Annotated in this window: 18 protein-coding genes; 10 read left to right on the plus strand and 8 right to left on the minus strand. The window is 39.4% G+C overall.

Translation table 11 applies throughout. From position 1 onward, the window contains the following. Positions 1-151 precede the first annotated feature (151 nt). The gene (locus ADIARSV_RS11165) at positions 152-2,011 is read left to right on the plus strand and encodes a sensor histidine kinase (protein WP_016195626.1); all 1,860 of its coding nucleotides are present in this window, start codon (positions 152-154) and stop codon (positions 2,009-2,011) included. A 71-nt stretch (positions 2,012-2,082) separates the two neighbouring features. Further along, positions 2,083-2,775 (plus strand): response regulator transcription factor, encoded by a 693-nt coding sequence (locus ADIARSV_RS11170; RefSeq protein WP_016195627.1) that lies wholly within the window; start codon positions 2,083-2,085, stop codon positions 2,773-2,775. Positions 2,776-2,838: 63 nt separating this feature from the next. Here the strand turns inward: ADIARSV_RS11170 and ADIARSV_RS11175 are convergent, their stop codons facing one another. The 3 genes from ADIARSV_RS11175 to ADIARSV_RS11185 form a co-directional block, all read right to left on the minus strand. Further along, positions 2,839-4,242: a glycoside hydrolase family 30 protein gene (locus ADIARSV_RS11175; protein WP_235048408.1), complete on the minus strand. Its 1,404-nt coding sequence runs from the start codon at positions 4,240-4,242 to the stop codon at positions 2,839-2,841. A gap of 80 nt (positions 4,243-4,322) precedes the next feature. Further along, positions 4,323-5,864, minus strand: coding sequence for a RagB/SusD family nutrient uptake outer membrane protein (locus ADIARSV_RS11180; protein WP_040299843.1), 1,542 nt, complete (start codon positions 5,862-5,864; stop codon positions 4,323-4,325). 12 nt (positions 5,865-5,876) lie between these two features. After that, the gene (locus ADIARSV_RS11185; RefSeq protein ID WP_016195630.1) at positions 5,877-8,972 is read right to left on the minus strand and encodes a SusC/RagA family TonB-linked outer membrane protein; all 3,096 of its coding nucleotides are present in this window, start codon (positions 8,970-8,972) and stop codon (positions 5,877-5,879) included. A gap of 395 nt (positions 8,973-9,367) precedes the next feature. On the opposite strand from ADIARSV_RS11185, the gene ADIARSV_RS11190 reads away from it, so the two are divergent. The 6 genes from ADIARSV_RS11190 (at position 9,368) to ADIARSV_RS11215 (ending at position 14,889) form a co-directional block, all read left to right on the plus strand. After that, the gene (locus tag ADIARSV_RS11190; RefSeq protein ID WP_016195631.1) at positions 9,368-10,486 is read left to right on the plus strand and encodes a polysaccharide deacetylase family protein; all 1,119 of its coding nucleotides are present in this window, start codon (positions 9,368-9,370) and stop codon (positions 10,484-10,486) included. After that, positions 10,449-11,426: an alpha/beta fold hydrolase gene (locus tag ADIARSV_RS11195; RefSeq protein ID WP_016195632.1), complete on the plus strand. Its 978-nt coding sequence runs from the start codon at positions 10,449-10,451 to the stop codon at positions 11,424-11,426. Before ADIARSV_RS11190 ends, ADIARSV_RS11195 begins: the two co-directional genes overlap by 38 nt. Before the next feature lie 12 nt (positions 11,427-11,438). Continuing rightward, positions 11,439-12,095, plus strand: coding sequence for an HD domain-containing protein (locus tag ADIARSV_RS11200; RefSeq protein ID WP_016195633.1), 657 nt, complete (start codon positions 11,439-11,441; stop codon positions 12,093-12,095). A gap of 12 nt (positions 12,096-12,107) precedes the next feature. Then, positions 12,108-13,130: a sensor histidine kinase gene (locus ADIARSV_RS11205; protein WP_016195634.1), complete on the plus strand. Its 1,023-nt coding sequence runs from the start codon at positions 12,108-12,110 to the stop codon at positions 13,128-13,130. A gap of 80 nt (positions 13,131-13,210) precedes the next feature. Next, positions 13,211-13,858, plus strand: coding sequence for a DUF47 domain-containing protein (locus ADIARSV_RS11210; RefSeq protein ID WP_016195635.1), 648 nt, complete (start codon positions 13,211-13,213; stop codon positions 13,856-13,858). A 20-nt stretch (positions 13,859-13,878) separates the two neighbouring features. After that, positions 13,879-14,889, plus strand: coding sequence for an inorganic phosphate transporter (locus ADIARSV_RS11215; RefSeq protein ID WP_016195636.1), 1,011 nt, complete (start codon positions 13,879-13,881; stop codon positions 14,887-14,889). Here the strand turns inward: ADIARSV_RS11215 and ADIARSV_RS11220 are convergent, their stop codons facing one another. The 3 genes from ADIARSV_RS11220 to ADIARSV_RS11230 form a co-directional block, all read right to left on the minus strand. Continuing rightward, the gene (locus ADIARSV_RS11220) at positions 14,890-16,734 is read right to left on the minus strand and encodes a M1 family metallopeptidase (RefSeq protein ID WP_016195637.1); all 1,845 of its coding nucleotides are present in this window, start codon (positions 16,732-16,734) and stop codon (positions 14,890-14,892) included. Positions 16,735-16,829: 95 nt separating this feature from the next. Beyond that, positions 16,830-17,921, minus strand: a complete 1,092-nt coding sequence (locus tag ADIARSV_RS11225) for an energy transducer TonB family protein (protein WP_016195638.1) — start codon at positions 17,919-17,921, stop codon at positions 16,830-16,832. After that, a complete protein-coding gene (locus tag ADIARSV_RS11230) occupies positions 17,905-18,486 on the minus strand; it encodes an RNA polymerase sigma factor (protein ID WP_016195639.1) in 582 nt (193 codons plus the stop codon). The genes ADIARSV_RS11225 and ADIARSV_RS11230 overlap by 17 nt, the downstream gene beginning before the upstream one ends. Before the next feature lie 85 nt (positions 18,487-18,571). Between ADIARSV_RS11230 and ADIARSV_RS11235 the strand changes: the two genes are divergently transcribed. Both ADIARSV_RS11235 and ADIARSV_RS11240 read left to right on the plus strand, forming a co-directional pair. Next, positions 18,572-20,461, plus strand: coding sequence for a vWA domain-containing protein (locus tag ADIARSV_RS11235; RefSeq protein ID WP_016195640.1), 1,890 nt, complete (start codon positions 18,572-18,574; stop codon positions 20,459-20,461). 2 nt (positions 20,462-20,463) lie between these two features. Further along, positions 20,464-21,189 carry a DUF4197 domain-containing protein gene (locus ADIARSV_RS11240; RefSeq protein WP_040299847.1) on the plus strand — a complete coding sequence of 242 codons (726 nt, stop codon included), beginning with the start codon at positions 20,464-20,466 and terminating at the stop codon, positions 21,187-21,189. Positions 21,190-21,226: 37 nt separating this feature from the next. Here the strand turns inward: ADIARSV_RS11240 and ADIARSV_RS11245 are convergent, their stop codons facing one another. Further along, complete coding sequence (locus ADIARSV_RS11245; protein ID WP_016195642.1) at positions 21,227-23,005, minus strand: DUF885 domain-containing protein; 1,779 nt, start codon at positions 23,003-23,005, stop codon at positions 21,227-21,229. A gap of 36 nt (positions 23,006-23,041) precedes the next feature. Beyond that, on the minus strand, positions 23,042-24,031 hold the full coding sequence (locus ADIARSV_RS11250) for a YihY/virulence factor BrkB family protein (RefSeq protein WP_016195643.1): 990 nt from the start codon (positions 24,029-24,031) through the stop codon (positions 23,042-23,044). Positions 24,032-24,046: the final 15 nt, after the last annotated feature.

Here is a 24,046-nt window from a genome sequence, read left to right on the forward strand (position 1 = left end):
TACTAACATCATATTCTAAAGCGTTTAAAAAGGCCCTTTGCGAGATGCAAGGGGCCTTTTTAATTTAAAAAAATTATTGAGACAAGAATAGCTGTGTTAAAAAATGTTAAAAGATAATTACAGGACAGGCACTTATGTATTTTTGTAAAGGATGAAGAAAAGAAGTATAGCTCTTATTCTAGGATTGATGAGTGCCGCACTGTTTGGTGTGATAGCTATGCAATATTATTTTATTCGCGAATCTTACGTTCAGAAATCTCAACTATTCGATCTTTCTGTAAATAGTTCCCTCAGCGAAGTAACGAATAAACTGGCTAAACAGGATGCAATGCTTTTTGTTAAAAGAAAGGCTATTGCAGAAGAATTAAAGAAAAATGCTGAGGAAAAAAGACAGGATAGGCTACAGGCAAAAAGGCAGGTTGAACGCTTTACTACCCGCATAAATGCGCTTTCGCAGAATATAGAAAAGGATTTTAAAAAACGTGACAGCACCTTAAGGAGTAAGTTTCCAAGGATCATGACCATAGACAATGATTTTTATGAAACCTATTTTCGTGATCCCGATCAATTAAGTAAAGTACATTTCAAAATAAAAATGCATCAGTCCGTTGATGACTATGGACAAGTGTTTCAGAATGAAGTACATGAACTGTATGTGGACAATGCGGAAGGACAAAAGCTAAAAAAAGCCCGCTCATCGGTTAAAGACACTGTTTTTTATCTGATTGAAGATCCCGTTGCAGGCATAAGGGTGGTATCACTGCCACGAAAAAACCAGACCCTGATTAAAGAATTAGCACTTACCAAGGAACAGAAAGAGACTCAATTTAGGGAGCAACAACTCAGAGAACAGCGCCATAAGGAAGCAAAAAGCATGAATCAATTCTTTAGTAGCGCAAAAAAGACAAATCATAAGTCTGCGATATTTGAAGATCTGGCAAACGACTATGAGCAATTTGATATTCCACTACTCAGACGAGTGAATCCCAGGACAGTGGATACGCTCTTGCAAACTGAGTTAATTAACAGGGGAATTAATCTGGATTATTCCTATAAGATTTCGACAGCAAATTCCGATTCCTTGTTATTTTCAAGCATCTCCAATGTGGAGGGGAAAAATGACGACTTAAGCATTTATCATACGACGCTTTTTCCAAAGGGAATTATATCTGACACCGGTTTACTTACGGTCATGTTTCCGGGTAAGAACCAGTACATGTTTCAAAATATGCATGCAGTACTCGCCTCTTCCGCAAGTTTGCTATTGGTATTAATCGGGTGTTTTGCCTTTACCATCATGACTATTTTCAGGCAGAAAAAGCTTTCAGAGATGAAAACTGACTTCATAAATAACATGACGCACGAGTTTAAAACTCCTGTGGCCACGATTATGATTGCCAGTGAGGCACTGAAAGATCCGGAAATTACAGAAGATAAGTCGCGCATTAGTCGTTTAGCGGGGATCATTTACGATGAAAATATCCGCTTAGGTAACCATATTGAACGCGTTCTGAATATTGCCAAGCTGGATAAGGGTGACTTGAAGCTCGACTTTATGAAAGTAGAGATGAATGATCTGATTAGTGCCATATCCGACAGTATGGAGCTACAGTTTCAAAAAAAGAACGCGAAAGTACAACTTGACCTGCAAGCAGAGCATGCGGCTATTAATGGAGATGAGCTCCATTTAAGTAACGTCATTTTCAATCTGATAGACAACGCCCTGAAATATAGCAAGGAGATTCCTGAGATTAAAATATCGACCTTTAACACAGGGAAAAAATTGGTAATCCGCGTATCTGATCATGGTGTTGGGATGAGTAAAGATCACCAATCGAAAATCTTTGAACAGTTTTACCGTATCCCTACCGGCAATTTGCACGATGTAAAAGGCTTTGGCCTTGGCTTAAGTTATGTGCATGACATTGTGAGCAGACATCGTGGGGAAATAAAAGTGAAGAGCGAAAAGGACAAGGGATCTGACTTTGAAATTATTTTTCATACCGTCTAAGTCACCCAAGCCTTGAATCAGTATATGATTCCTCTTAAAACAGTGCTTTTGAAGCTTAATTACTAACTCTAATGAAGAAAATTTTATTGGTAGAGGATGATCCTAACCTTGGAATGCTATTACAGGATTACCTGGAACTGAAGGGAAAATACGAAGTAAAACTCGCAAAAGATGGCGAAGAAGGACTTACCTTTTTTAACAAAGAGAGCTTCGACTTATGCATCCTTGACATCATGATGCCTAAAAAAGATGGGTTTTCTTTAGGAAAAGATATTAGAAAATCTAACCCGCTGATTCCGATCATATTTGCTACTGCAAAGGCGATGATTGAGGATAAATCGGAAGCTTTTTCACTTGGTGGCGATGATTACATTACCAAACCATTTCGGATTGAAGAGCTGCTTTTACGGATCAATGCGCTACTTAAAAGGGTGGCTAACCAAAACAGTTCATCCACGACGACTCCTGATAGATTTGAAATAGGCCAGTATTATTTTGATTATACCTCACAGTCGATCAAAAAGGATGATTTAATTCAAAAGTTGTCAACTAAAGAAGGCGAATTGCTCCGCCTACTTTGCCTCAAAAAGAATAATGTACTCACTCGTGAAGAGGCGCTATTGAGCATCTGGCATGATGACAACTACTTTAATGGCCGCAGCATGGACGTTTTTTTAAGTAAACTGAGGAAATATTTGAGAGATGATCCTGCTGTTGAAATTATTAACGTTCATGGAAAAGGGTATAAACTGATTGTGAATTAATACCGGAGAACTTCAGGACGCTGAACTATCCTATAATTAATGTGCTGATGGAATGGGGTAAGCTTATCGTTTCTGCCCCTGTCCGGCAATCCAAAGATAATAGGGAAGTTTTTCTTCTGACATATTCAGCACTACGACCACAATTTTCCCATCCGGATTGATGAAAGCGGTGGTTTGAAGATTAACTCTGCTTGAAGAACTAACGATGCGTTTAGCGCCGGGTTGCAGGAATTTGGAGAAATGTCCCAGATAATAATAGCTGTTGGTATAAATTAAATTGCCGGTTTTTAGGTTTGCATGTATGGGTGCAAAACAAAAATTACCAACATGATTGGGGCCGCCATTTTCATCAAGTAAAATATTCCAGTCGGTCCAGCCAGTTGTACCACTATTAAAATCATTTACCAGAGAATTTCCGTAACGCTCTCCTAAACGCCAGTTATTGACATCATCGAGACTGAACTTTTCTACGCACCCTTCTGTGAACATCAGATTTTTATCAGGGAATGCTTCGTGAACCCGTTTTACGTTCTCAAAGTTCATAGCTGTGCCTGTCCATGTTTCATACCAATGGAACCCTATTCCCCAAACGTATTTGGCGGCTTCCGGATCATTTAAAATTGTGCTGGCGCGTTGATAAACCTGATCACGGTTATGATCCCATGCGATTAGCTTTTTAGCACTCAGCCCCTGCTTTTTTAATGTTGGTCCCAGGTAGTTTTTAATAAAGTCCCGTTCTTCTTCAGCAGTAAAAACACATGATTCCCATGTTTGTGTAGCCATAGGCTCGTTCTGTACAGAGAGACCCCAGATAGGAATGCCATCTGCCTCATAGGCTTTGATAAATTTACCATAGTAATTAGCCCAGGGTTGCATAAAATCCGGTTTCAACTTGCCGCCTTTCAGCATATCGTTGTTCGTCTTCATCCATGCTGGTGGACTCCATGGTGTAACAAATAGGTTGAGCTTTCCGTTTGTTGCCTTTTGGATTTCTTTAATTAAGGGGATCTTAAACTTTTTGTCGTGACTGATATTAAACGTTTTAAGATCCTTATCGTTATCGGCAACATAAGTATAACTGTCACTTGAAAAGTCGCAGCTATTGATGTTTGTACGGCCTAGTGTGTAACCAATGCCTTTCTCTTTATCATAATAAGCAGTAAGTAGTTCCTGTTGTTTTTCTTTAGAGAGTTTGGCAAATACTTCAGCAGATGCATCGGTAATAGCCCCTCCTATGCCTAAGATAGACTGAAAGGTTTTAGTAGGATCCACAAAGATGATCAGTTGAGTTTCCAAAGGTTGTTTCATTTCCTTAAAATGAAGGGTACCCGTTGGAGAAAGGTGTAACTCTGTATTTTTTGCAGTAGTGTAAACGGTGATATCTTTATTGTTTGGCTGTCCTATGGTGGCCATTGGACTAGCAAAAAAGGAGATTAAGAGTAAAGAAGTAGTAAGGAGGTGTTTCATAAAAACAGGATAATGGGGATTCAACTAATATCAAAATAGCTATAGAATGGCCTATTAAGCCATTCTATAGCTATATAGACTTAATAACCAGGATTTTGAGCTAACCCACCAGTTACTACGTCATTATTGGGAATCGGAAGAAGTTCATGTTTGCCTTTTACGAAACCTAGTGGACCGAGTTCCTGCACGGCAAGATCCCATCTTACAAGATCCAGGTAACGGAAACCTTCGAAGGCCAGTTCTAATTGGCGTTCTTTTACGATAGCCGTAAAGAGGGTATTGCCAGTAAGACCAGTTAAAACCGGCATAGAACGATGGGTTCTTAAGTTATTCAGATAACCCAGACCTTTGGCTTCTGAAACTCCACCTCCACGATAATTTGCTTCAGCAGCCATTAAAACGACATCGGCATAGCGTAAAAACCTCCAGTTGGTACCATAATTTAATTCTTGTACAGCACCTGCAGAAGTACTGGACTGTGTAGCGAATGATCCATACTTGCGTTGAAAGCAGCCATCAAAGTCATAGACACCTGAGGCAGGAAATTTGCCACCGGCAGCGATTAATTCATCTCTGGACATGATAGTTTGTCCTCTTCTCACTACATCGCCTGCAGCTACAAATGCATTATATAATTTTTGTTTAGCCAGGTTCATTCCCCAGCCTCCAAGTAAGGAATCACCGGGAGCCATTACGTAACCTGCATCAGAACGTGGTCCCCATAGTTGTACGTGGATATTACTTTCTGGTGTGTTACTCCATGGAAAATTACCATAATCATAACCGGAAGTATTGGAATAAGAGATTTCGAATAAGGATTCAGATCCAAATTCACCAGCTTTTGAGAAAGCAGCACCAACAGATGATGCCAGCTGATATTCATTGGAATTGATAACGTTTTCAAACTGAGCAGCAGATTCTGCCCATTTCTTTTCGTATAAGTACACTTTTCCTAATAAAGCTTGCGCGGCACCTTTGGAAGCTCTGAACTTATCTGCTTTGGAATATGCACTTTTTAAAGGAAGCCCTTCGATTGCTTCTTTCAGGTCACTTTCAATTAAAGCATATACATCAGCTTTTGGAGTTCTTCCAATAGAGGTATAACTTGCAGGATCAATATCAGTTGTTACCAATGGAACATCTCCCCATAAGCTAACTAAATCGAAATAATTATACGCCCTCAGGAATTTTGCTTCTGCAATAACTCTTTTACGAATATCCGTATCAGCAGACACTTTCACAATGATCTTGTTTGCACGATACACAGCAGTATAACATTTTTGCCAGGCTGCTGATACTTTATCATTCAGTGGAGTCGTGGTGTATTTATCCAGATCCTGGTAACCGGGCTGATCACCTGTATTTGCTCCACCGGCATTACTTTCGTCTGATGGCATGATTTTGAGCATCAGCATGCTGGTCCAGCCACCATTCCAAAAATCGGATTGCATAATGTCATAGACCGCAATAATGGCCAGATTTGCATCTGCATCCGTTTTATAAAATTCGTCTTCGGTCAGCTTACCTTCAAGTGGCTGATCTAAAAAATCTTTACTGCATCCTCCTATAGTAAGCATTATGACCATGCTTAATAGTATCGTTTTTATAGTTTGTTTCTTCATGACTTCGATTTGTTAGAAATTAAAGGATACTCCAGCCAACACCTTCTTTGAAACAGGATATGCTCCTCGATCTATTCCTACACTGTTTCCTCCATTATTTCCACCTTCAGGATCCAGTCCTTTGTATTTAGTGAAAGTAAAAAAGTCGTCAAGGGATACATAGAAGCGGGCGTTCTTTACACTCAGTTTGCTAAGCAGTGTATTTGGCAAGGTGTAACCTAACTGCATTTGACGAATACGAGCATACGATCCATCAAAAACCATCATGTCACTATTGTATACCCTTGCATCTGCATTGGGTGCAAACCAGGTATTTGTACTTCCATCTCCTGTCCAGCGGTCAGTGTAAAAGAATTCGGGTAAATTAGAGGTACGACGGTCATTACGGACAAAACCAAGAATAACATCGTTTCCCTTTGAACCCTGTAGAAATGCAAGGAAATCAAAGCCTTTGTAACTTAAATTGATCCTTGCTCCATAAGTAAAGTCAGGTATCGCATCCCCAATGTAAGTTTGATCTGTTGGAGCAATTACTTTATTACCGTCAACGTCTACAATTCTTGGATCTCCAGGTTTTGGATTATAGCCGGTAAGGCCGTTATCTGATATGTATTGATTTATATCCGCCTGATTCTGGAAGATTCCGTCTGTTTTATAACCATAAAAATACCAGATAGGAAGTCCCTTTTCAAAGCGGGTAGCTTGCCATCCTGTTCCTACTCCAGCACCAAAAATTACGGGATACAAAGGATTCGTATAGGTTACCTCATTTTTAATTGGACTGATGTTACCCGCTATTTCGTATTTGAAGGCGTTAGTATTGGCATTATGGTAAGTAAGTTCAAACTCCCAGCCTTTATTAACCACATTACCGCTATTGACATCATTCAAGACGTTTCCAGCGAAATAGGGTGCAGAGCCATTGGTAATCAAATCCTTTGTTGTTTTCTTATACCAATCTGCGGAGAACACCAATTGACTATTGAAAAAATTCGCATCCAAACCTATATCCAGCTGTTCACTGGTTTCCCAAGTCAATGGTAAATTAGGAAGATTTGAAGGAGCAGCACCAAGAACAAAATTACCGTTGCCATCGGTATACTTTTGAGCTTGAGAAACAGATGCAGCCCAAGATCCACTACTAACATTAGATAAGCTACCATTTTGCCCCCAGCTTCCACGCAATTTCAGGTAATTGACAGTTTTGGAAATTCCGGAAGTATAGAAGTCCTCTTTGGAAATAACCCAACCAGCAGATACTGAAGGAAAAGTACCCCATTGATTATCTGTAAAAAACTTTGAAGATCCATCACGGCGTATGGTTGCGCCAAATAAATACTTGTTTTTATAGTCATAATTCAAACGACTATAATACGAGAGCAAGGTTACTGTGCTATACTTTCCGTATAATTTAGCAAGCTTTTCAGGTGTATCAGATACAAAATCAGGGTAAGCCCATTTATCTTCTTCTTTAAATATACCTGAATAACTACCGCCAACGTTATTATACAGGTTCTTTAGCGAAGAAGTACCTACTAAAAATGTTAAATTATGGTCGCCAAATGACTTGGTATAATTAGCAAAATTTTCCCATTGCCAGTTAAAATAATTGGTCTGTGAATCAAATCCATTTGCAGTAGAATTCAATTTTTCGCTTGAATACCAGGAGGTAGGATTCCAGCCATGAGTCCGAACGAAAGCCGCATCGATTCCAAACCTGGTAGTAAACTTAAGTCCTTTGAACAGATCTATGTCAGCAAATACATTTCCAACTAGCTTGTTCTGGTTAGTACGACTTTGCGTCTGCTGAATCAAAGCCAGTGGATTGCCAAATTCCCCCAATACATATTGTGAGATTCCATAATAATTACCATTTGCATCTTTCACCAATGGATTTCCTAATTTACTTTGCACAAAGGCAGGTAAATCGCCGGTATAAGTAACAGGAGTGAATGGATCCAATGACAACATGCTTCCTACTACAGATCCATACTCGGTATTTTCAGATAAACCATGGCTGGTAAAATTGGAATAAGAAAGTCTTTCGCCTACGTTCAACCAGGATTTTACTTTGTTATCTGAATTAATTCGGAAAGTGTAACGGTCAAATTTTGACTTTTCTCCCCCAATAATACCTTCCTGGGTGAAATAAGTGCCACTAATTAAATAAGTAGATTTATCTGAACCTCCACTAAAGTTAATCGTGTGGTGTTGCTGAGGAGCACTTTGGGTGACTTCGGCAATCCAGTCTGTACCATCGCCTATAGCTGCTGCATCTGCAACGCTTGGTCCTGTAAGATTACCTTCAGCAAGATATTGTTGATATTGAGGCGCATTCATCAGGGAAAGCTTACTTCCCAGTGATTGTTCGCCATACTGGAAGGTATAATTAGCAACAGGAGCCATTCCTAACTTTCCAGATTTGGTAGTGATAATGATTACCCCATTTGCACCTTCGGCACCATAGATTGCTGCTGACGCAGCATCTTTCAATATTTCTATAGCGGCAATTTCTGATGGATCTATATATTCAATCCCTCCAGCTCTAACACCATCTATAATGTACAAAGGCTCCGATGCCCGGTTTGATCCGGTACCCCTTACGCGGATACTAATTCCAGCACCTGGTGAACCTGAATTAGGCATAATATTTACACCAGCAGTTCTTCCCTGTAGTGCCTGATCGATTCTGCTGGATGAAACTGTTTTTAATTCTTCTGCACGGACAGATGAAATAGCACCTGTTACGAGGCTTTTCTTTTGTGTACCGTAACCTACTACAATTACCTCATTGAGAGCACTGGTACTTTCCGAGAGGATAACATTTAATGGGGAACTGTTTGTTACGGTCAGGTTTTGAGTAAGCATGCCGATCTGGCTAAAAACGAGTACAGAACCAATGCGTGGAACGCCGATTCTGAAGTTACCGGATGCATCGGAACTCGTAGCCTGACGGGATCCCTGTACGCTTATAGTAACTCCGGGTAATGGACTGCCATCACTTTTTAAAGTTACCTTTCCTGTTACCTCTACTTGTTGTGCCCAAAGATTTAATGGGCACCACAGAAAGCAGGAAATGAAGAAAATCAATGTAATTCTTCCTTTCATAAGAATGATTTTAATTAGTTTATATTGGTTTGATTTTTAGTTGCCTTGGTTGCAACAGATCAAAAATAGAGTAGTACTAGTTCAAATAACTATTTTTTACCCCTACAAAACCCATACAGACAAGGTATAAAAAGTGATTTAGATCATTTTTTATACTACAACACCACTACAAAATCAAGAAACAGGTAATTTTCTTTTCATACAGCAAAAAAGAGGTCTTTTTTAGTGTATTAAAGTTTCTCAATTATGGACTTAATTATGCCTTTAAGTGTATTTAGACTATTTTTGATCTCTCTGGAAGAATATTTTATTTAAGGACATGAGAAATCATTTTCTCTACTATAAGCTGGTTTTCAGTTTTAATACCTCTACCTTCGTTAGATTATAATAAGTACATGAAAACTTCTCTTTTACACTGTTTGGCTTTTACGCTCCCCCTTTTAATTTTGTTAAGTTCCTGTTATAAAACATCAAAACTAGTAACGACTACACCCATTGATACCGTAAAAGAAGTTACGGATACGGAGAATGATGAAAGCACTGTTTCTGCTGAAACTTTCAAAAATAAAGACTTTATACCGAATGAATTAGGACGTGTGATGGTTTTGGAATATCATTTAATTGGATCTCCGGAAGCACGTTGGAGAAGAACTCCTCAAAATTTAAAGAAAGACCTCCAATTACTGTATGATCATGATTATTATCCGGTAAGCGTACATGCCATCGCATCAGGAGAATTGAATGTGCCAGCAGGAAAAACACCTTTTGCCTTAACATTTGATGACTCTAGTGCCGGTCAGTTCCGCTTTTTAGAAAAGAATGGCAAATTGGTAATAGATCCTGAATGTGCAGTAGGTATCGTGGAGAGCTTTAAAAAAGCACATCCTGATTTCCCCCTTACAGCTACTTTTTATGTATTGCCGGCTATAAAACCAACCCTTCGTCTCTTTGCACAGCCGGAATACAAACAACAGAAATTAGAATGGCTGCAGAAAAACGGTTATGAAATAGGTAATCATACCTGGTTTCATGCCCAGCTATCGAAGCTAAGTGATGAAGAGGCTCAAAAACATCTGGGCATGTTTGTAAAAGAAATGCGGGCCTTTCTTCCAGATTATGAACCTAAAAGTCTGGCCTTACCATTAGGCATGCACGCAAAGAACCGGGCGCTTGAGGTATCGGGTGAGTTTGAGGGAACGAAATACAAACATGAATCAGTAATGCTTGTCGGATCAGCTACTTCTGTATCCCCATATTCTAAAAGATTTGATGCTTTAGCAATTCAAAGGGTACAAGGAGGAGAGCATCAGGAAAACCCTGAAAACTTCATGAATAGTCAGATTAAACATCAAACACGATTTGTAAGCGATGGCAATCCAAAAACTATATCTGCTCCCGAAGCGTTAAAAGAGGAACTTAATGTCCGTTTAATCAAAAAATACAAGGTTAACTGGATTAAAACACTACCTGAACAACATGAAAAAGATAGTACTTCTATTATTGCTAAGCGTTAGCACATTTGCTTTTGCTCAAACAGATACCCTTTCAATTACGCTTGAAAATGTCAAATACCCTTATCCTGTAAGCTTTATCAATTTGCAAACGGAGGGGCAGGACATCCGTATGGCCTATATGGATGTGAAAGCACAAAATCCAAATGGTAAAAGCATCATTTTGTTCCATGGTAAGAACTTTGGTGGGTATTACTGGACGAATGTAATTAAAGCTTTGTCCGATAAAGGTTATCGCGTGATCGTTCCGGATCAGATAGGCTTTGGAAAATCATCCAAACCCTTTATACATTATAGCTTTCATTTGCTTGCACGCTTTAATAAACAACTCCTGGATAGCTTGGGAATTTCGAAAACAGCTGTATTAGGGCACTCCATGGGAGGAATGCTGGCTACTCGTTTCGCCTTAATGTATCCTGGCGTAACCAGTAAACTACTCCTGGAAAACCCAATTGGATTAGAAGATTACAGGACGATTATACCCTATTCGAGCACAGAGGATCAGTATAAAACTGAATTGAAAACAAGTGCGGCAAGTGTAAAGAAATATTACGAGTCTTCTTATTTCCCGGAATGGAAGCCTGAGTATGATTACCTCGTACAAATTGCTGCAGGTGTAACGAAAAGTGCTGATTTCCCAAGGTATGCAAAAGTGGCTGCAATGACCTTCACTATGATCTTTGAACAACCTGTCGTTTATGAATTTCCGCTATTGAAAGTTCCAACTGTTCTGTTTATTGGAACCGCTGATAAAACGATTGTTGGAAAAGGAGCACTCTCTAAGGAAGATCAACAAAAATACGGGCAGTACATTATCCTTGGTAAAACTATTGCAGCCAAGATAAAGGGTTCTAAACTGATTGAGTTTGCGAACGTAGGACACATTCCACATCTTCAGGTACCTGATGCTTTTTTGAAAGCACTGATCGCAAATGTAGATTAAACACAGAGGGATATGATAAAACAAACTGATCTTATTACTAAAACTGTTGAGTTTGTAAAGAATTCGCTTCAAAATGCAGAAAGCGGACATGACTGGTGGCATATAGAGCGCGTATGGAAGAATACACAGCTCTTGCTCAAGACAGAAACAGCAGATCATCTGATTGCAGAACTTGCTGCTCTTTTGCATGACATTGCGGATGCTAAATTTCACAATGGGGATGAAGAGATTGGTCCTGCAACGGCACGAAACTTCCTTCAGTCATTAGCTGTATCCGAAAACATAGTTTATCACGTGGAGCAGATTATCAGGCATATGTCGTTTAAGTCCAGCTTCGAACCTGCCCCCTTTTCCTCCATTGAGATGAAAATAGTGCAGGATGCAGACCGTCTGGATGCTATTGGAGCGATAGGAATAGCCAGAGCTTTTACCTATGGCGGATATAAAAACAGGCAGTTGTACGATCCCACAATAGCACCAAACCCGAATCAAACCAAAGAAGAATATAAGAATAGTACGGCCCCTACTCTGAATCATTTTTATGAAAAGCTGTTACTGTTAAGAGATAAAATGAATACATCGAGTGGCAAAACAATCGCTATCCAGCGCCATGAGTTTATGGAGGGCTTTTTGAAACAATTTCATGCTGAGTGGGTTGGAGAATTATAGTATAATTGCATTATGAAACTCCGGGTACTTGTACTGATCAATGCATTAGCTGTAGCTATCTCTTTAGGCATTGCCAACTATTACTTTCAACATAGCTGGATTCACCTTATTGTAACCTTCGCAATAGCCCTGGTATGTAGTTATATTGTTTTTTATTATATGATTGAACGGTATGTATACAGCAAAATTAAGCTGATCTACAAGCTGATACATAATTTAAAGCTAGGTAAGGAACTTAAAGATGCCTTAGGAGAATATGTAACAGATGACCCTATTAACGATGTGGAATCAGAAGTTAAGGAATGGGCCAGAGTGAAAAAAAATGAAATTGATCTATTAAAAAAGCAGGAGCAATTTAGAAGAGAATTTCTAGGCAATATATCACATGAACTTAAAACACCTTTATTTGCCGTGCAGGGCTATATTGAAGCCTTACAAGATGAAGGTTTGGAGGATAATGAAACCACAAGGGGCTTTTTAGAGAAGGCTTCGCGAAACATCGACCGCCTAAGTCTGCTCATTAAAGATATTGATGCGATTTCCAGACTGGAAAGCGGGGAAATTCAAATCAACTATAAGAAATTTGATCTTTCTTTACTGATTAAGGAAGTTATTGAACAAATGGAATTAAAGGCCGGTAAACAAAACATTCAACTGGTATTTAAGGACAAGTATAATTTCCCTACATGGGTTAACGCAGATCGGGATAAGATACAACAGGTACTTATTAACCTGGTAAGCAATTCGATCAAGTACGGTAAGAAACATGGTAAAACCAGTATCAAAATATTTGAACTTCATGATCAGATTCTTGTTGAGGTAACTGATGATGGAATTGGCATTGAGGAACAATACCTTCCAAGGGTATTTGAACGTTTTTTCAGGACTGATAAAAGTCGCTCCAGAAAGATAGGTGGATCAGGAATTGGCCTTGCCATAGTGAAGCATATTTTAGAAGCTCATCAACAAACTATTACCGTGAGAAGTACAGAAGGATTGGGCTCCACCTTCGCATTTACCATTGCAAACGCCTAAACTTATTTGCCCACAATACAAAAACTTAACATTAGCTTAACATTGGAACGGTATTTTTGCATGTAATTTTAAACAGACACATGTCATTAAATAGCATTATCCAATACTTTGTACCTAAAGACAGAAAATTCTTTCCTTTATTTGAGAAAGCCAGTGGTAACCTGATCGATTTAGCTGAAGCACTTAATGAACTCGTTAACACACCTGACATAGAGAAAAGAAAGAAACTAACTCAGGATATTGAAAAACTTGAACATATTGGAGATGACATTACTCACCTGATCTTTCTAGAGATGGGGAAAAACTTTATCACTCCATTTGATAGGGAAGACATGCATTCTCTAGCTTCAGCATTGGATGATATTGCCGATTATATTCATGGTTCTGCTGCCCGAATGGAACTATACAAAATTATAGACATTACACCTCCGATCATTAAACTAGCTGAACTTATATTACAGGGCTGCATTGAAGTAAACAAAGCGATTGAAGAACTTAAAAATTTGAAGAACATTCGTTTAATTACAGATTCATGTGTTCGGATCAATAGTATGGAGAATCAGGCAGACTTAATTTTTGACCGCGCTGTAGCTGATCTATTTGAGTTTGAAGATGATGCGAAAACCATCATCAAGTATAAAGAACTGTTTGCTGCCATGGAAACAGCTACTGATAAATGTGAGGATGTAGCCAATGTTTTGGAAACCATCCTGGTTAAGAACGCTTAACTGCTAAAAAAAACTTATAAATGATCACTCCACTTCTGGTAATTGTCGTCATTCTGGCAATAGCCTTTGATTATATCAATGGCTTTCATGATGCGGCAAATTCAATTGCCACTGTTGTTTCTACGAAAGTTCTGTCTCCTTTTCATGCCGTTTTATGGGCTGCCCTATTTAATTTCGCAGCTTACTTTTACTTCAGTGATCATAAGGTAGCGAATACCGTTGCTAAAACGGTAATAGAGAATTATATTACCATCTACGTTATATTATCAGGCTTAATTGCTGCAATCTGCTGGAATTTATTTACATGGTATTTCGGTATTCCTTCCAGCTCATCGCACACCCTAATTGGTGGTTTCGCAGGAGCAGGTGTAACGAATGCATTGCTTAGTGGGGCTACTGCAGCCGACGCCTTAAACCTGGGCTATGTATTTAAAATCATTTCCTTTATAGTCCTCGCACCTATCATAGGTATGGTTATTTCAATAATCATCACGCTGATCATTGTTAATTTAAGCCGGTGGTCTAAGCCTGCAACAGCAGAAAAATGGTTTAGAGGACTTCAACTGGCTTCCTCTGCGGCCTTAAGTTTTACCCATGGTGGGAATGATGCACAAAAAGTTATGGGTATCATCTACGTCGCCCTGGTTGCTAATGGAGTAGTGAGCAGTTCCTCTCCTATGCCCGAATGGATCCCTATTGTATGCTATACGGCTATATCCCTTGGTACAATGAGTGGAGGATGGCGAATTATTAAAACAATGGGAACCAAAATTACTAAAGTAACTCCTTTAGAAGGTGTAGCAGCTGAAACTGCAGGTGCCATCACTTTAGGGATCACAGAACATTTTGCCATTCCTGTATCTACTACACATACCATAACCGGTGCAATCATTGGTGTTGGAGTTACTAAACGTGTTTCTGCAGTCAGATGGGGCGTAACCATTAACCTTTTATGGGCATGGATTTTAACTATCCCCGTATCTGCAATCCTGGCTAGTATAGTCTACCTAATCATCAATATTTTTATCTGATTATTTCAGTAAATCATCTATTGTATTATAAGAGACTGAATGATAATTCGGTCTTGCTTTTTTATAGATCTTTTTTGCCCATTCCATACCTGCTGCACTAGCGGCCATTTCTTTATAAAGCGGGATCAGAAACTTACGCCTTCCCACATGATTCAGGAAATCTTCTATAGCAGGATAGGCTGCTTGATAATGATGCCGGATGGCGAGTACATACCAGGCACAATTCAACTCTGCGTTACCCGACTTTGTGAATCCAAACTCTTTATCAATCCCTGCCATATCTTTGGTACTCAAATTAGCAGGAAGAACCTTTATGAAATAAAGCTGCTCATTGGCAGAACCAAGTTTTTCCTTTAACCCTTCAGCATGTATTTGACCTTTCCATCCTGCAACCAATGAATCAATTGCCTGGAACTTTGCGGACCCTATCGTTGGGAAATTAGCAGGAATTCCAGGTTCATAAACCCATTGCTTCACTTTTATTTGATCTGCCCAGGCAGCATTTTCTTTTAGCAAATGACTATCCAGATAGGATAAGAAATCTGCTGTAGTGGCAGACTGAAATGAGTGATTTTTAAAGTAATCTTTTAAAAACGCATCCATACGAGCTCTACCAACAGTATTTTCAATAGTCTTCAAAAATAAGTAACCCTTTTCGTAAGCAATATCGGTCATCCCTTCATCCGGATCGCGTCCTTCATAATCACCTTTAAGACGGGTATCGGGACTTTTAGCTCCTAAATCCTGAAGCGTTTCTTTCAAGCTTTCATAGCCAAGTACCTCTTGCATTTTTGCTTCATCCTTGCCATATATATCTTCTACAATGCGTCTTTCCAGGTAAACGGTGAAACCTTCATTTAACCAGAAGTCATTCCATGTTGCATTAGTAACCAGGTTTCCACTCCAGCTATGCGCCAGTTCATGTGCAATGAGGCTAACCAATGAACGGTCGCCCGCAATAACAGTAGGCGTTAAGAAAGTCAGCATCGGATTTTCCATCCCTCCAAAAGGAAAGCTAGGAGGTAAAACGATCGCATCATAACGTCCCCACCGGTAAGGACCATATAGCTTTTCAGCAGAAGTAACCATTTTTCCCATATCGGCAAATTCCCATGCAGCCTTATCAATAGCAATAGGTTCAGCATAAATGCCTGTTCGGGAGTCAATAGCTTTAAACTTTAAATCGCCAACCGCTAAAGCCATCAGATAAGAAGGAATAGCATGAGGTTGCTTGAAATGATACACACCTTTAGCATTTATTTGCTGAGGATTCTCCGCACTCATCAACGCCAAAAGGTTGCTGGGTACAGTTATAGTGGCATTATAAGTGAAGCGAATTCCAGGACTGTCCTGACAAGGAATCCAGCTACGGGCTAATATAGCCTCAGACTGAGTGAAGAGGAAAGGATGCACCTTGCCGGAAGTCTGCTGTGGACTTAACCATTGCAGAGCAGAAGCATCAGTAGAAGTCGTATACCAGATCGTAACTTGAGTAGTAGAATCTTTTATCCCTACTTTCAGTGCACTACCCAGATATTTCTTTTCCGGGCTTAAAGAAAAACCTGTCTTTCCCCCATTGGACAAGGTAACACGCAAAACATGAAGGTTATGTGTATCAAAAATAATGGAATCAGCACCTTTAATATTTTCAATCGCCCATGTAGCCTTACCCGTTAAGATCTTAGTATCAAAGTTGACGTTTAAGTCCAGATCCAGATGTTTAACTATAACCTGATCGGGATTAGAAAATGAATGCGGATCAGTAGAATCACCATTCTCATCAGTAACTTTTTTTTGATTGCAGGATAATAGGGCTAATGAAAGCAGAAAAATGATGTTTTTCATTAATAAAGATTAGATAATATGTAAGAAAAGTTAAAATGTCGGAAAGGGTTACAACGGTTCAGTATTTGCAATTTAAAAAAGGACTGTTACCCAAATTAAAAAGGAACCGTTACCCGCCCCTTAAGCAACCCTTCACCTATATTCGTTTTCCATCGTGAACCTTGTTTAATTAATCGAATCGCTTCCTTATTATGCAGCTCATCTATCCCTTTCTCAATAGTCAAATTGATAGGATTTCCATTCACATCCACATTAAAAAGAACGATTACAGAATCCTTAGTTAATGTTTTAAGACTAGAATTTTGATTTTTAACTAAGTACTCGCGGTAAGTCTTCCATCCTTCAGCTGGCTCAGCTAAACCTTGCTTATTTATGGATCCATAACCTAACACAACCACTTCATTGAGCGAATTAGATGGTTCTGCTGACATAGGTTGAGCACTTGCTGTTCTGGATAGTCTCGCATTTGGTGCAGAAGCAATTAGCAAATCAGATTTCGCAGTAATTGCCGATGAAGATGTTCTACCATTTGCACTGGTTGTTAACTCTGCTTTTGTATTTTCATTTAGGGGTACATTGGCATACGCTTCTTTAGTTTTACTAGCACTTACATCAGCAGCTTGAACCTTTGATCTGGTGGAAGATCCTGAAAGGCTTTCTGGAGATGATATAGAAGGAACTGCAGTTCTAACCTGGGAATTCGTTGATGGCAATGATCCAGCGTCAACCGCTTTATTAGGTACAGTAGCAGCCACAAGCTGTTCTTCATCTTTCCTATTAGGATCAGACTCTTCCTTACCCAGCCGATCCGCAGCAGTAAGTTTTACTTCTGTTTGTTTTGGGTTAACTGCTACTTTTGCGGAACGATTTGCTCCTTTCATAAAAAAGAGAATACTTGCTGAGACAAACAACAGACTTGCTGCAGCAGCAACACTCAAACGCTGCCAGGTAAAGAACATCGCATTTTTCTTCACATATTTCTGCGCAATACGATCCTCCAACTGCCTTTGCAGAATACTCAAATGAGGGTGCACTGATCCTTTAATATGTTCATAACCATCCAGGGCTTCAGCCAGAAAAGGATCTTCTAAAGCATCTTTTTCAAGCTCATGCATCCCTTTAGGATCAAGCTGTCCATTCAAATACTGCTGTAAGAGGTTATATTTTAATTTATTCGTTTCTCCCATTGCGTTCCATACAATTTTTCAAGTTACGCTTCCCGTTCTGAATATAACTTTTCACTTTGTTCATATCAAAACCTGTACTATCTGCAACCTCTTTATAACACTTCTGCTGAAGATAAAAAAGGTCTATCGTCATGCGCTGTTCTTCTGGCAGGGTTTCCATACACTTTTCCATGCTCAGCAACTGACTCTCATTACTTGTATCTATAGAAAGATGCACAACTTCGGGTCTTTCCATATTTTCGTTATCTAAAGATACAAAAACGTGTTTAGAATTGCTTCTGAGTATCATCAAACAATGATTCCGTGCAAGGGTATACAACCAGCTTTTAAAGTTGCTGACTTCAAACTTTTTAAGCTTTTCTATCAGCTCTTCAAAAATCTGCATTACCGCATCTTTACTTAATTCCTCGTCCTTCAGATATTTCAAACAGAGCCCGTAGACAAGGGTCATATAGTCATTATAAAGCTTGCCTAAAATTTCAAGATCACCTGTTCGTCGATAAGCTGATAACATATCAGCTTCCTCAACGTTTGTATGACCTTCTTTATTTTTTATAAACTTCAAAGCTTTAATTCTATGGTCAAGTATAGCTTTTTTTTACGGATATATGGAAATGTCAAATTTATTTCATCCTGATTAAAAATTGATTATGAAAACTACCATCGCCTTAACTTCATTTTTAGCATTCATGCTACTCATCGGATTTAAAACCAGCCAAACTATTAAAGTTTCGGGCATGGTAACAAGTACACAGAATTTGAATCCCCTTTCGGGCGTTCAGGTTACATTAAAAAACACCAGGATAAGTACACAAACGGATGCCAAAGGAAAGTATACGCTAGAAATTCCTGCAAAAGGAAGTATCCTGCAGTTCGCTTTTATCGGTTATAAAAAAGTTGAAATCAAGTATACAGGACAGCGAATAATCAACGTGGCAATGGAAGAACTAGCTTCACTAACTGAAGTTGTGGTTACCGGCTACGGTAAACAAGAAAATAAATCCACACCCTCCCCGTTGTTTGATATGAATATGAACATAGCAAGTGTTCAGCAAGGGAGAAATTCCATCAGGATGAGCATACCAAGACCTGTAAACCAAAACACAGAAACCTATGCCACTGTCAATGAAAACAGATTTACAGATCCACGGAACACTCCCCTGTCCACATTTGGAATAGATGTAGATGCTGCTTCATACAGTAACGTTCGTCGATTTATTAATCAGGGGCAGCTGCCACCAACTGATGCCGTCCGCATTGAAGAAATGATCAATTACTTTGCCTATGATTACCCTCAACCCACAGGCAATCAACCATTTTCTGTCAATACAGAACTTGCTGCAGCTCCCTGGAACCCACAACATCGTTTGCTACGGATTGGATTACAAGGGAAAAAGATGGATACAGCAAATATTCCAGCCTCTAATATTGTCTTGCTTATTGACGTTTCCGGATCTATGAACGATTACAATAAACTTCCGCTGGTTAAATCATCTTTAAAAATGTTGGTTAATCAATTAAGGCCAAAAGATTATGTGTCCATTGTTACCTATGCAGGATCGGCCTCAATTGCCCTGAAACCTATATCAGGCAATCACAAAGCTGCTATAAAGGATGCTATTGATAATCTGGAAGCTAATGGTTCAACAGCTGGAGGCGCAGGATTAACGATGGCCTATGATCTGGCTTCTAAACATTTCATCAAAAGAGGAAACAACCGGGTGATCATGGCTACAGATGGCGATTTTAATATTGGTGAATCTAGTGATGCACAGATGCAACATCTTATTGAAGCGAAAAGAAACTCTGGTGTCTTCCTCTCTGTGCTTGGCTTCGGTATGGGAAATATAAAGGACAGCAAAATGGAGACCCTGGCAGATAAGGGTAACGGCCATTATGCTTATATAGACAACATCAGCGAAGGGCGCAAAGTATTGGTTACCGAATTTGGGGGAACGCTGTTTACCCTGGCTAAAGATGTAAAGTTACAGCTTGAATTTAATCCTGCTTACGTACAGGCGTATCGTCTGATAGGTTATGAAAATCGCTTGTTAAATAAAGAGGACTTTAACAATGACCAGAAAGATGCAGGAGACCTGGGTGCCGGACATTCCGTTACCGCTCTTTATGAAATCATTCCTGCTGGTTTGAAAAGTAAATTCTTACCGTCTATAGATCCCTTGAAATACCAACTGAATAAAAAGCTTTCCTATGCTGGAAATCAGGAAATGGTTACCATTAAACTGAGATACAAGTCCCCTGATGGCGATAAAAGCAAGCTGATTAGCACAACAGTTGCTGATACCCCCGTGCTATTAAAGAATGCCAGTACCGACTTCCGCTTTGCCGCTGCTGTTGCTGGCTATGGGATGCTTTTAAAGAAATCTGAATTTATACAACATGGAACTTATCAGCAATCAGCCGCACTGGCATCCTCCTCTATTGGTCCGGATAATGAAGGATTCAGGAGTGAATTTGTACGATTAGTAAAGGCTTCTTCATTGTTGGCCGAGGATTTGCTCTCCTCTACACAAAATTAATAATGAGAAGACCACTATTAGGGCTACTATTGTGTTCGACTGTACTACTAAGCAGTTGCGAAACGTTGAATCAAACTGCACAGGTTTTATCCCAATCATTGGGAACCCCTACATCATCAGAGATTGCCTCGGGACTTAAACAAGCATTAGAACTTGGAACTAGTGCAAGTGCCGAACGCCTTAGTGCAAAAGATGGCTTTTTAGGAAACCTGACGATCAAACTGTTATTTCCTCCTGAAGCACAAAAGGCAGAGAAGACTTTAAGGTCACTAGGTCTTAATTCATTATGCGACAATGTAATAACCAGCTTAAACAGGGCAGCAGAAGATGCCGCAATTGAAGCCAAACCGATATTTATTTCTGCTATTAAGCAAATGACTATCAGCGATGCTACCTCTATTCTATTGGGAAATCAGAGTAATGCAGCTACTCAATACTTTGAAAGAGTGACTAATTCGCAACTTAATGCAAAGTTTCAGCCCATCATTCAAAGCAGTCTGGGTAAAGTTGGCGCAACTAAATATTGGGGAGATGTAGTGTCCCGTTACAATCAAATTCCTTTGGTTTCGGACATCAATCCTGACCTTACCGCCTACGTAACACAAAAAGCAATACAAGGACTTTTCGTTGAAATAGCAAAAGAAGAACTTAAAATAAGACAGAATGTCTCCTCAAGAAACAGTTTGTTATTGCAAAAAGTATTCGGCTATGCAGATAAACAGAAATAATTAAAAGATAAACAGAAATAATTAAACCGATGGGTTGCTACTTTAAACCAGCAGCCCATTTATTCATTTTGCTCTCCAGAATAGATAACGGTAGGCATCCATCTTTCAAAAGTTCATCATGAAAATCTGAAAGTCTGAATTTACCTTTTAACTCCTTTTGGTACTTCCCTCTCAGTTCGCGTATTTTCAATGCCCCAACCTTATAGGACAAGGCCTGTCCCGGAATAGCCATATATCTTTCCACTTCTGCTGTAGCTCCATTTTCATCTATCGACTCATTCTCCATCATATACTTGATAGCCTGCTCCCTGCTCATTCCTTTCAAATGAATCGCAACATCAACAACTAAACGGACGGCCCGATGCATTTCATCTCCTAAAGCTCCCATATATTGGTAAGGATCGGTATAAAGCCCTAATTCCTTTCCTAATGATTCCGTATATAAAGCCCATCCCTCACCGTATGCCCCATACCAGGCAAAGCGACGGAATGCTGGGAGACTTTCATTCTCCTGTTGCAAAGAAACTTGATAATGATGACCAGGTATAGCTTCATGAAGGAATAAGGATTCCATGCCTGAAGTAATATTAAATTTAGCAGCATCCGGCACTGGCACATAAAAGATTCCAGGCCTTTTACCATCAGGAGATCCCTGATTATATTCCGCACTGGCAGATGCTTCACGGAATGCCTCAGTCTGACGAATTTCAAATAGTGCTTTTGGCTTAGTTCCAAACAACTCATTAACGTTTGGCTTCACCCTTTCATAGATCCCACTAAAGGCATTTAATACATCTTTTGCCGATTTAAAAGGTGTGAACCTTGGAGAAGTCCGCAGATAAGTAAAAAACTCTGGCAAATCACCAGAAAACCCTACTTCATTTTTAACCAACTCCATTTCAGAGCGGATTCGTGTAACCTCTGATAAACCAGTCTTATATATTTCTTCCGGAGCCTCATTCGTGGTAGTATAATATTTCACCAGGTACGAATACATATTCTTACCCCCTGGAATTGCTGATAATCCGGAAGACTTCCTTGCCTTGGGCAAATAGTCTTTCTGCAGAAAAACAAGCAGTTTCTTATAATCCGGAATTACATCAGTCTGAATCATTTGGATATACTGAGTCTTCAATTCCTCTTTTTGCTGCGCAGTAAAACTTGCAGGGAATTTATTCAAGGGGCCATAAAAGACACTTTTTGAAGGATCATCAACCACCATGGCCTGCATCTGCGGTATCATCTTCAGAACAAGGGATGCAGGAAATACCAGCCCTTTACTAATTCCTGTTTTCATATTAGCAATTGCAGAGTCAGTCCAAGGCCCAAATGCCTTCACTCTGAGCAGCCAATTCTGATAATCTTTTACGGTTTTAAACGGCTGAAAGCCATCTCCGGAGCCAAGCTGAGCAAGTGTAATCGGTAAACCCCAAAATTGATTAAAAGGAAGCATCCACGTATTTTGTTTCAATCCTTCCAATTGTATATTCATTTCATAAGCAAGAACATCATAGCTGATCTGATCATTCGCATTTAACGAATCCCGTTTATACGTTTTAAGCTCGTTTAATGTAGTAGTATAAAATGCCTTTAATGTGTCTCGGTAAGCCTGTGTCTGATCATCAGGCAATACATCGTTATAGCGGTTATCCCCTTGTTGAGTAGCATCTATAGGATAAAGCTGGGCATGCTTTTCCCAGTATTTACTAAATAACCCGGATATATCTTTCTGCGCAGGCAGCGTATTCTTGGTAGATTTCTGAACACAGGAGACAAGAAGAATCAATAGTGCACCTGCTGCGAGCTGTAATTTCATATAGAAGGATATGGATTTATTTGCACAAATTACTCATTATTTGCTCTTATCTTCACAATCTTCTTCACTATTTTCATCAAGAGCACAATGATTCTGCTTAGGAAGTACTTTTACAGAAACTTCCTCCTCTGTTTGAACCAGATGTACAGCATAATCTGCTGGCTGAATGCTTCCTCCAAACTTCTCCGCATACACTTGGGTAAACTCCGCACCGAAATAAAGAATAGCTGCTGTATAATACACCCAGGTTAAAATCACAATCAATGATCCTGCAGCACCAAAAGTAGATCCAGTACCTGCCATCTGAAGATACAAGCCGATTAACACCCTTCCTAACATAAAAAGCAAAGCTGTAGCAATAGCTCCTACCCGTACATATTTCCACGAAATCTTTACATCAGGAAGAAACTTGAATATGATGGCGAACAAGACAGAAATAATAGAAAATGTCAGGAAAATATTGAAAGCCTGCAAGAGAATTACCGTGATCTCTGGAAATAAACGACTTAACCTGTCACTTAACCCAGCAACCAAACCATTGATCACCAAGGAAACTACTAATAAGAAACCCAGACTTATAATCATCGAAAAGGATAGTACTCGATTGATCAGCAATTTTTGATAGCCCTTTTTAGGTTTAGGCCTCACTCTCCAGATAATATTTAAGGTATCCTGAATCTCCGTAAATATGGCAGTTGCACCAATAAGCAACACTACTATACTAATAATAAGCGAAAATGTACTACCCCCTGACAAGGCGCTTTTCTCTATCAGTGTTTGTATCTGCTGCGCTGCATCGCTGCCAACAAGTTGATTTATCTCTGAAAACAACTTTCCCTGAATCGCTTCCTTTCCATAAAATATACTAGCAAGTGATATAATTAATACCAATAAAGGAGACAATGCAAATATGGTACTGTAAGCGAGAGAAGCACTGTATTTCATTGCTTTATCGTCTGCAAAAGCACTTGCAGAGCCCATAAATACTTTTCCAAGATCTTTAAGATACTGTTTATTTACACGCATAAAAGGCAGATTTTT

Origin of the sequence: Arcticibacter svalbardensis MN12-7, from assembly GCF_000403135.1 — a bacterium.
GTDB lineage: Bacteria > Bacteroidota > Bacteroidia > Sphingobacteriales > Sphingobacteriaceae > Arcticibacter > Arcticibacter svalbardensis.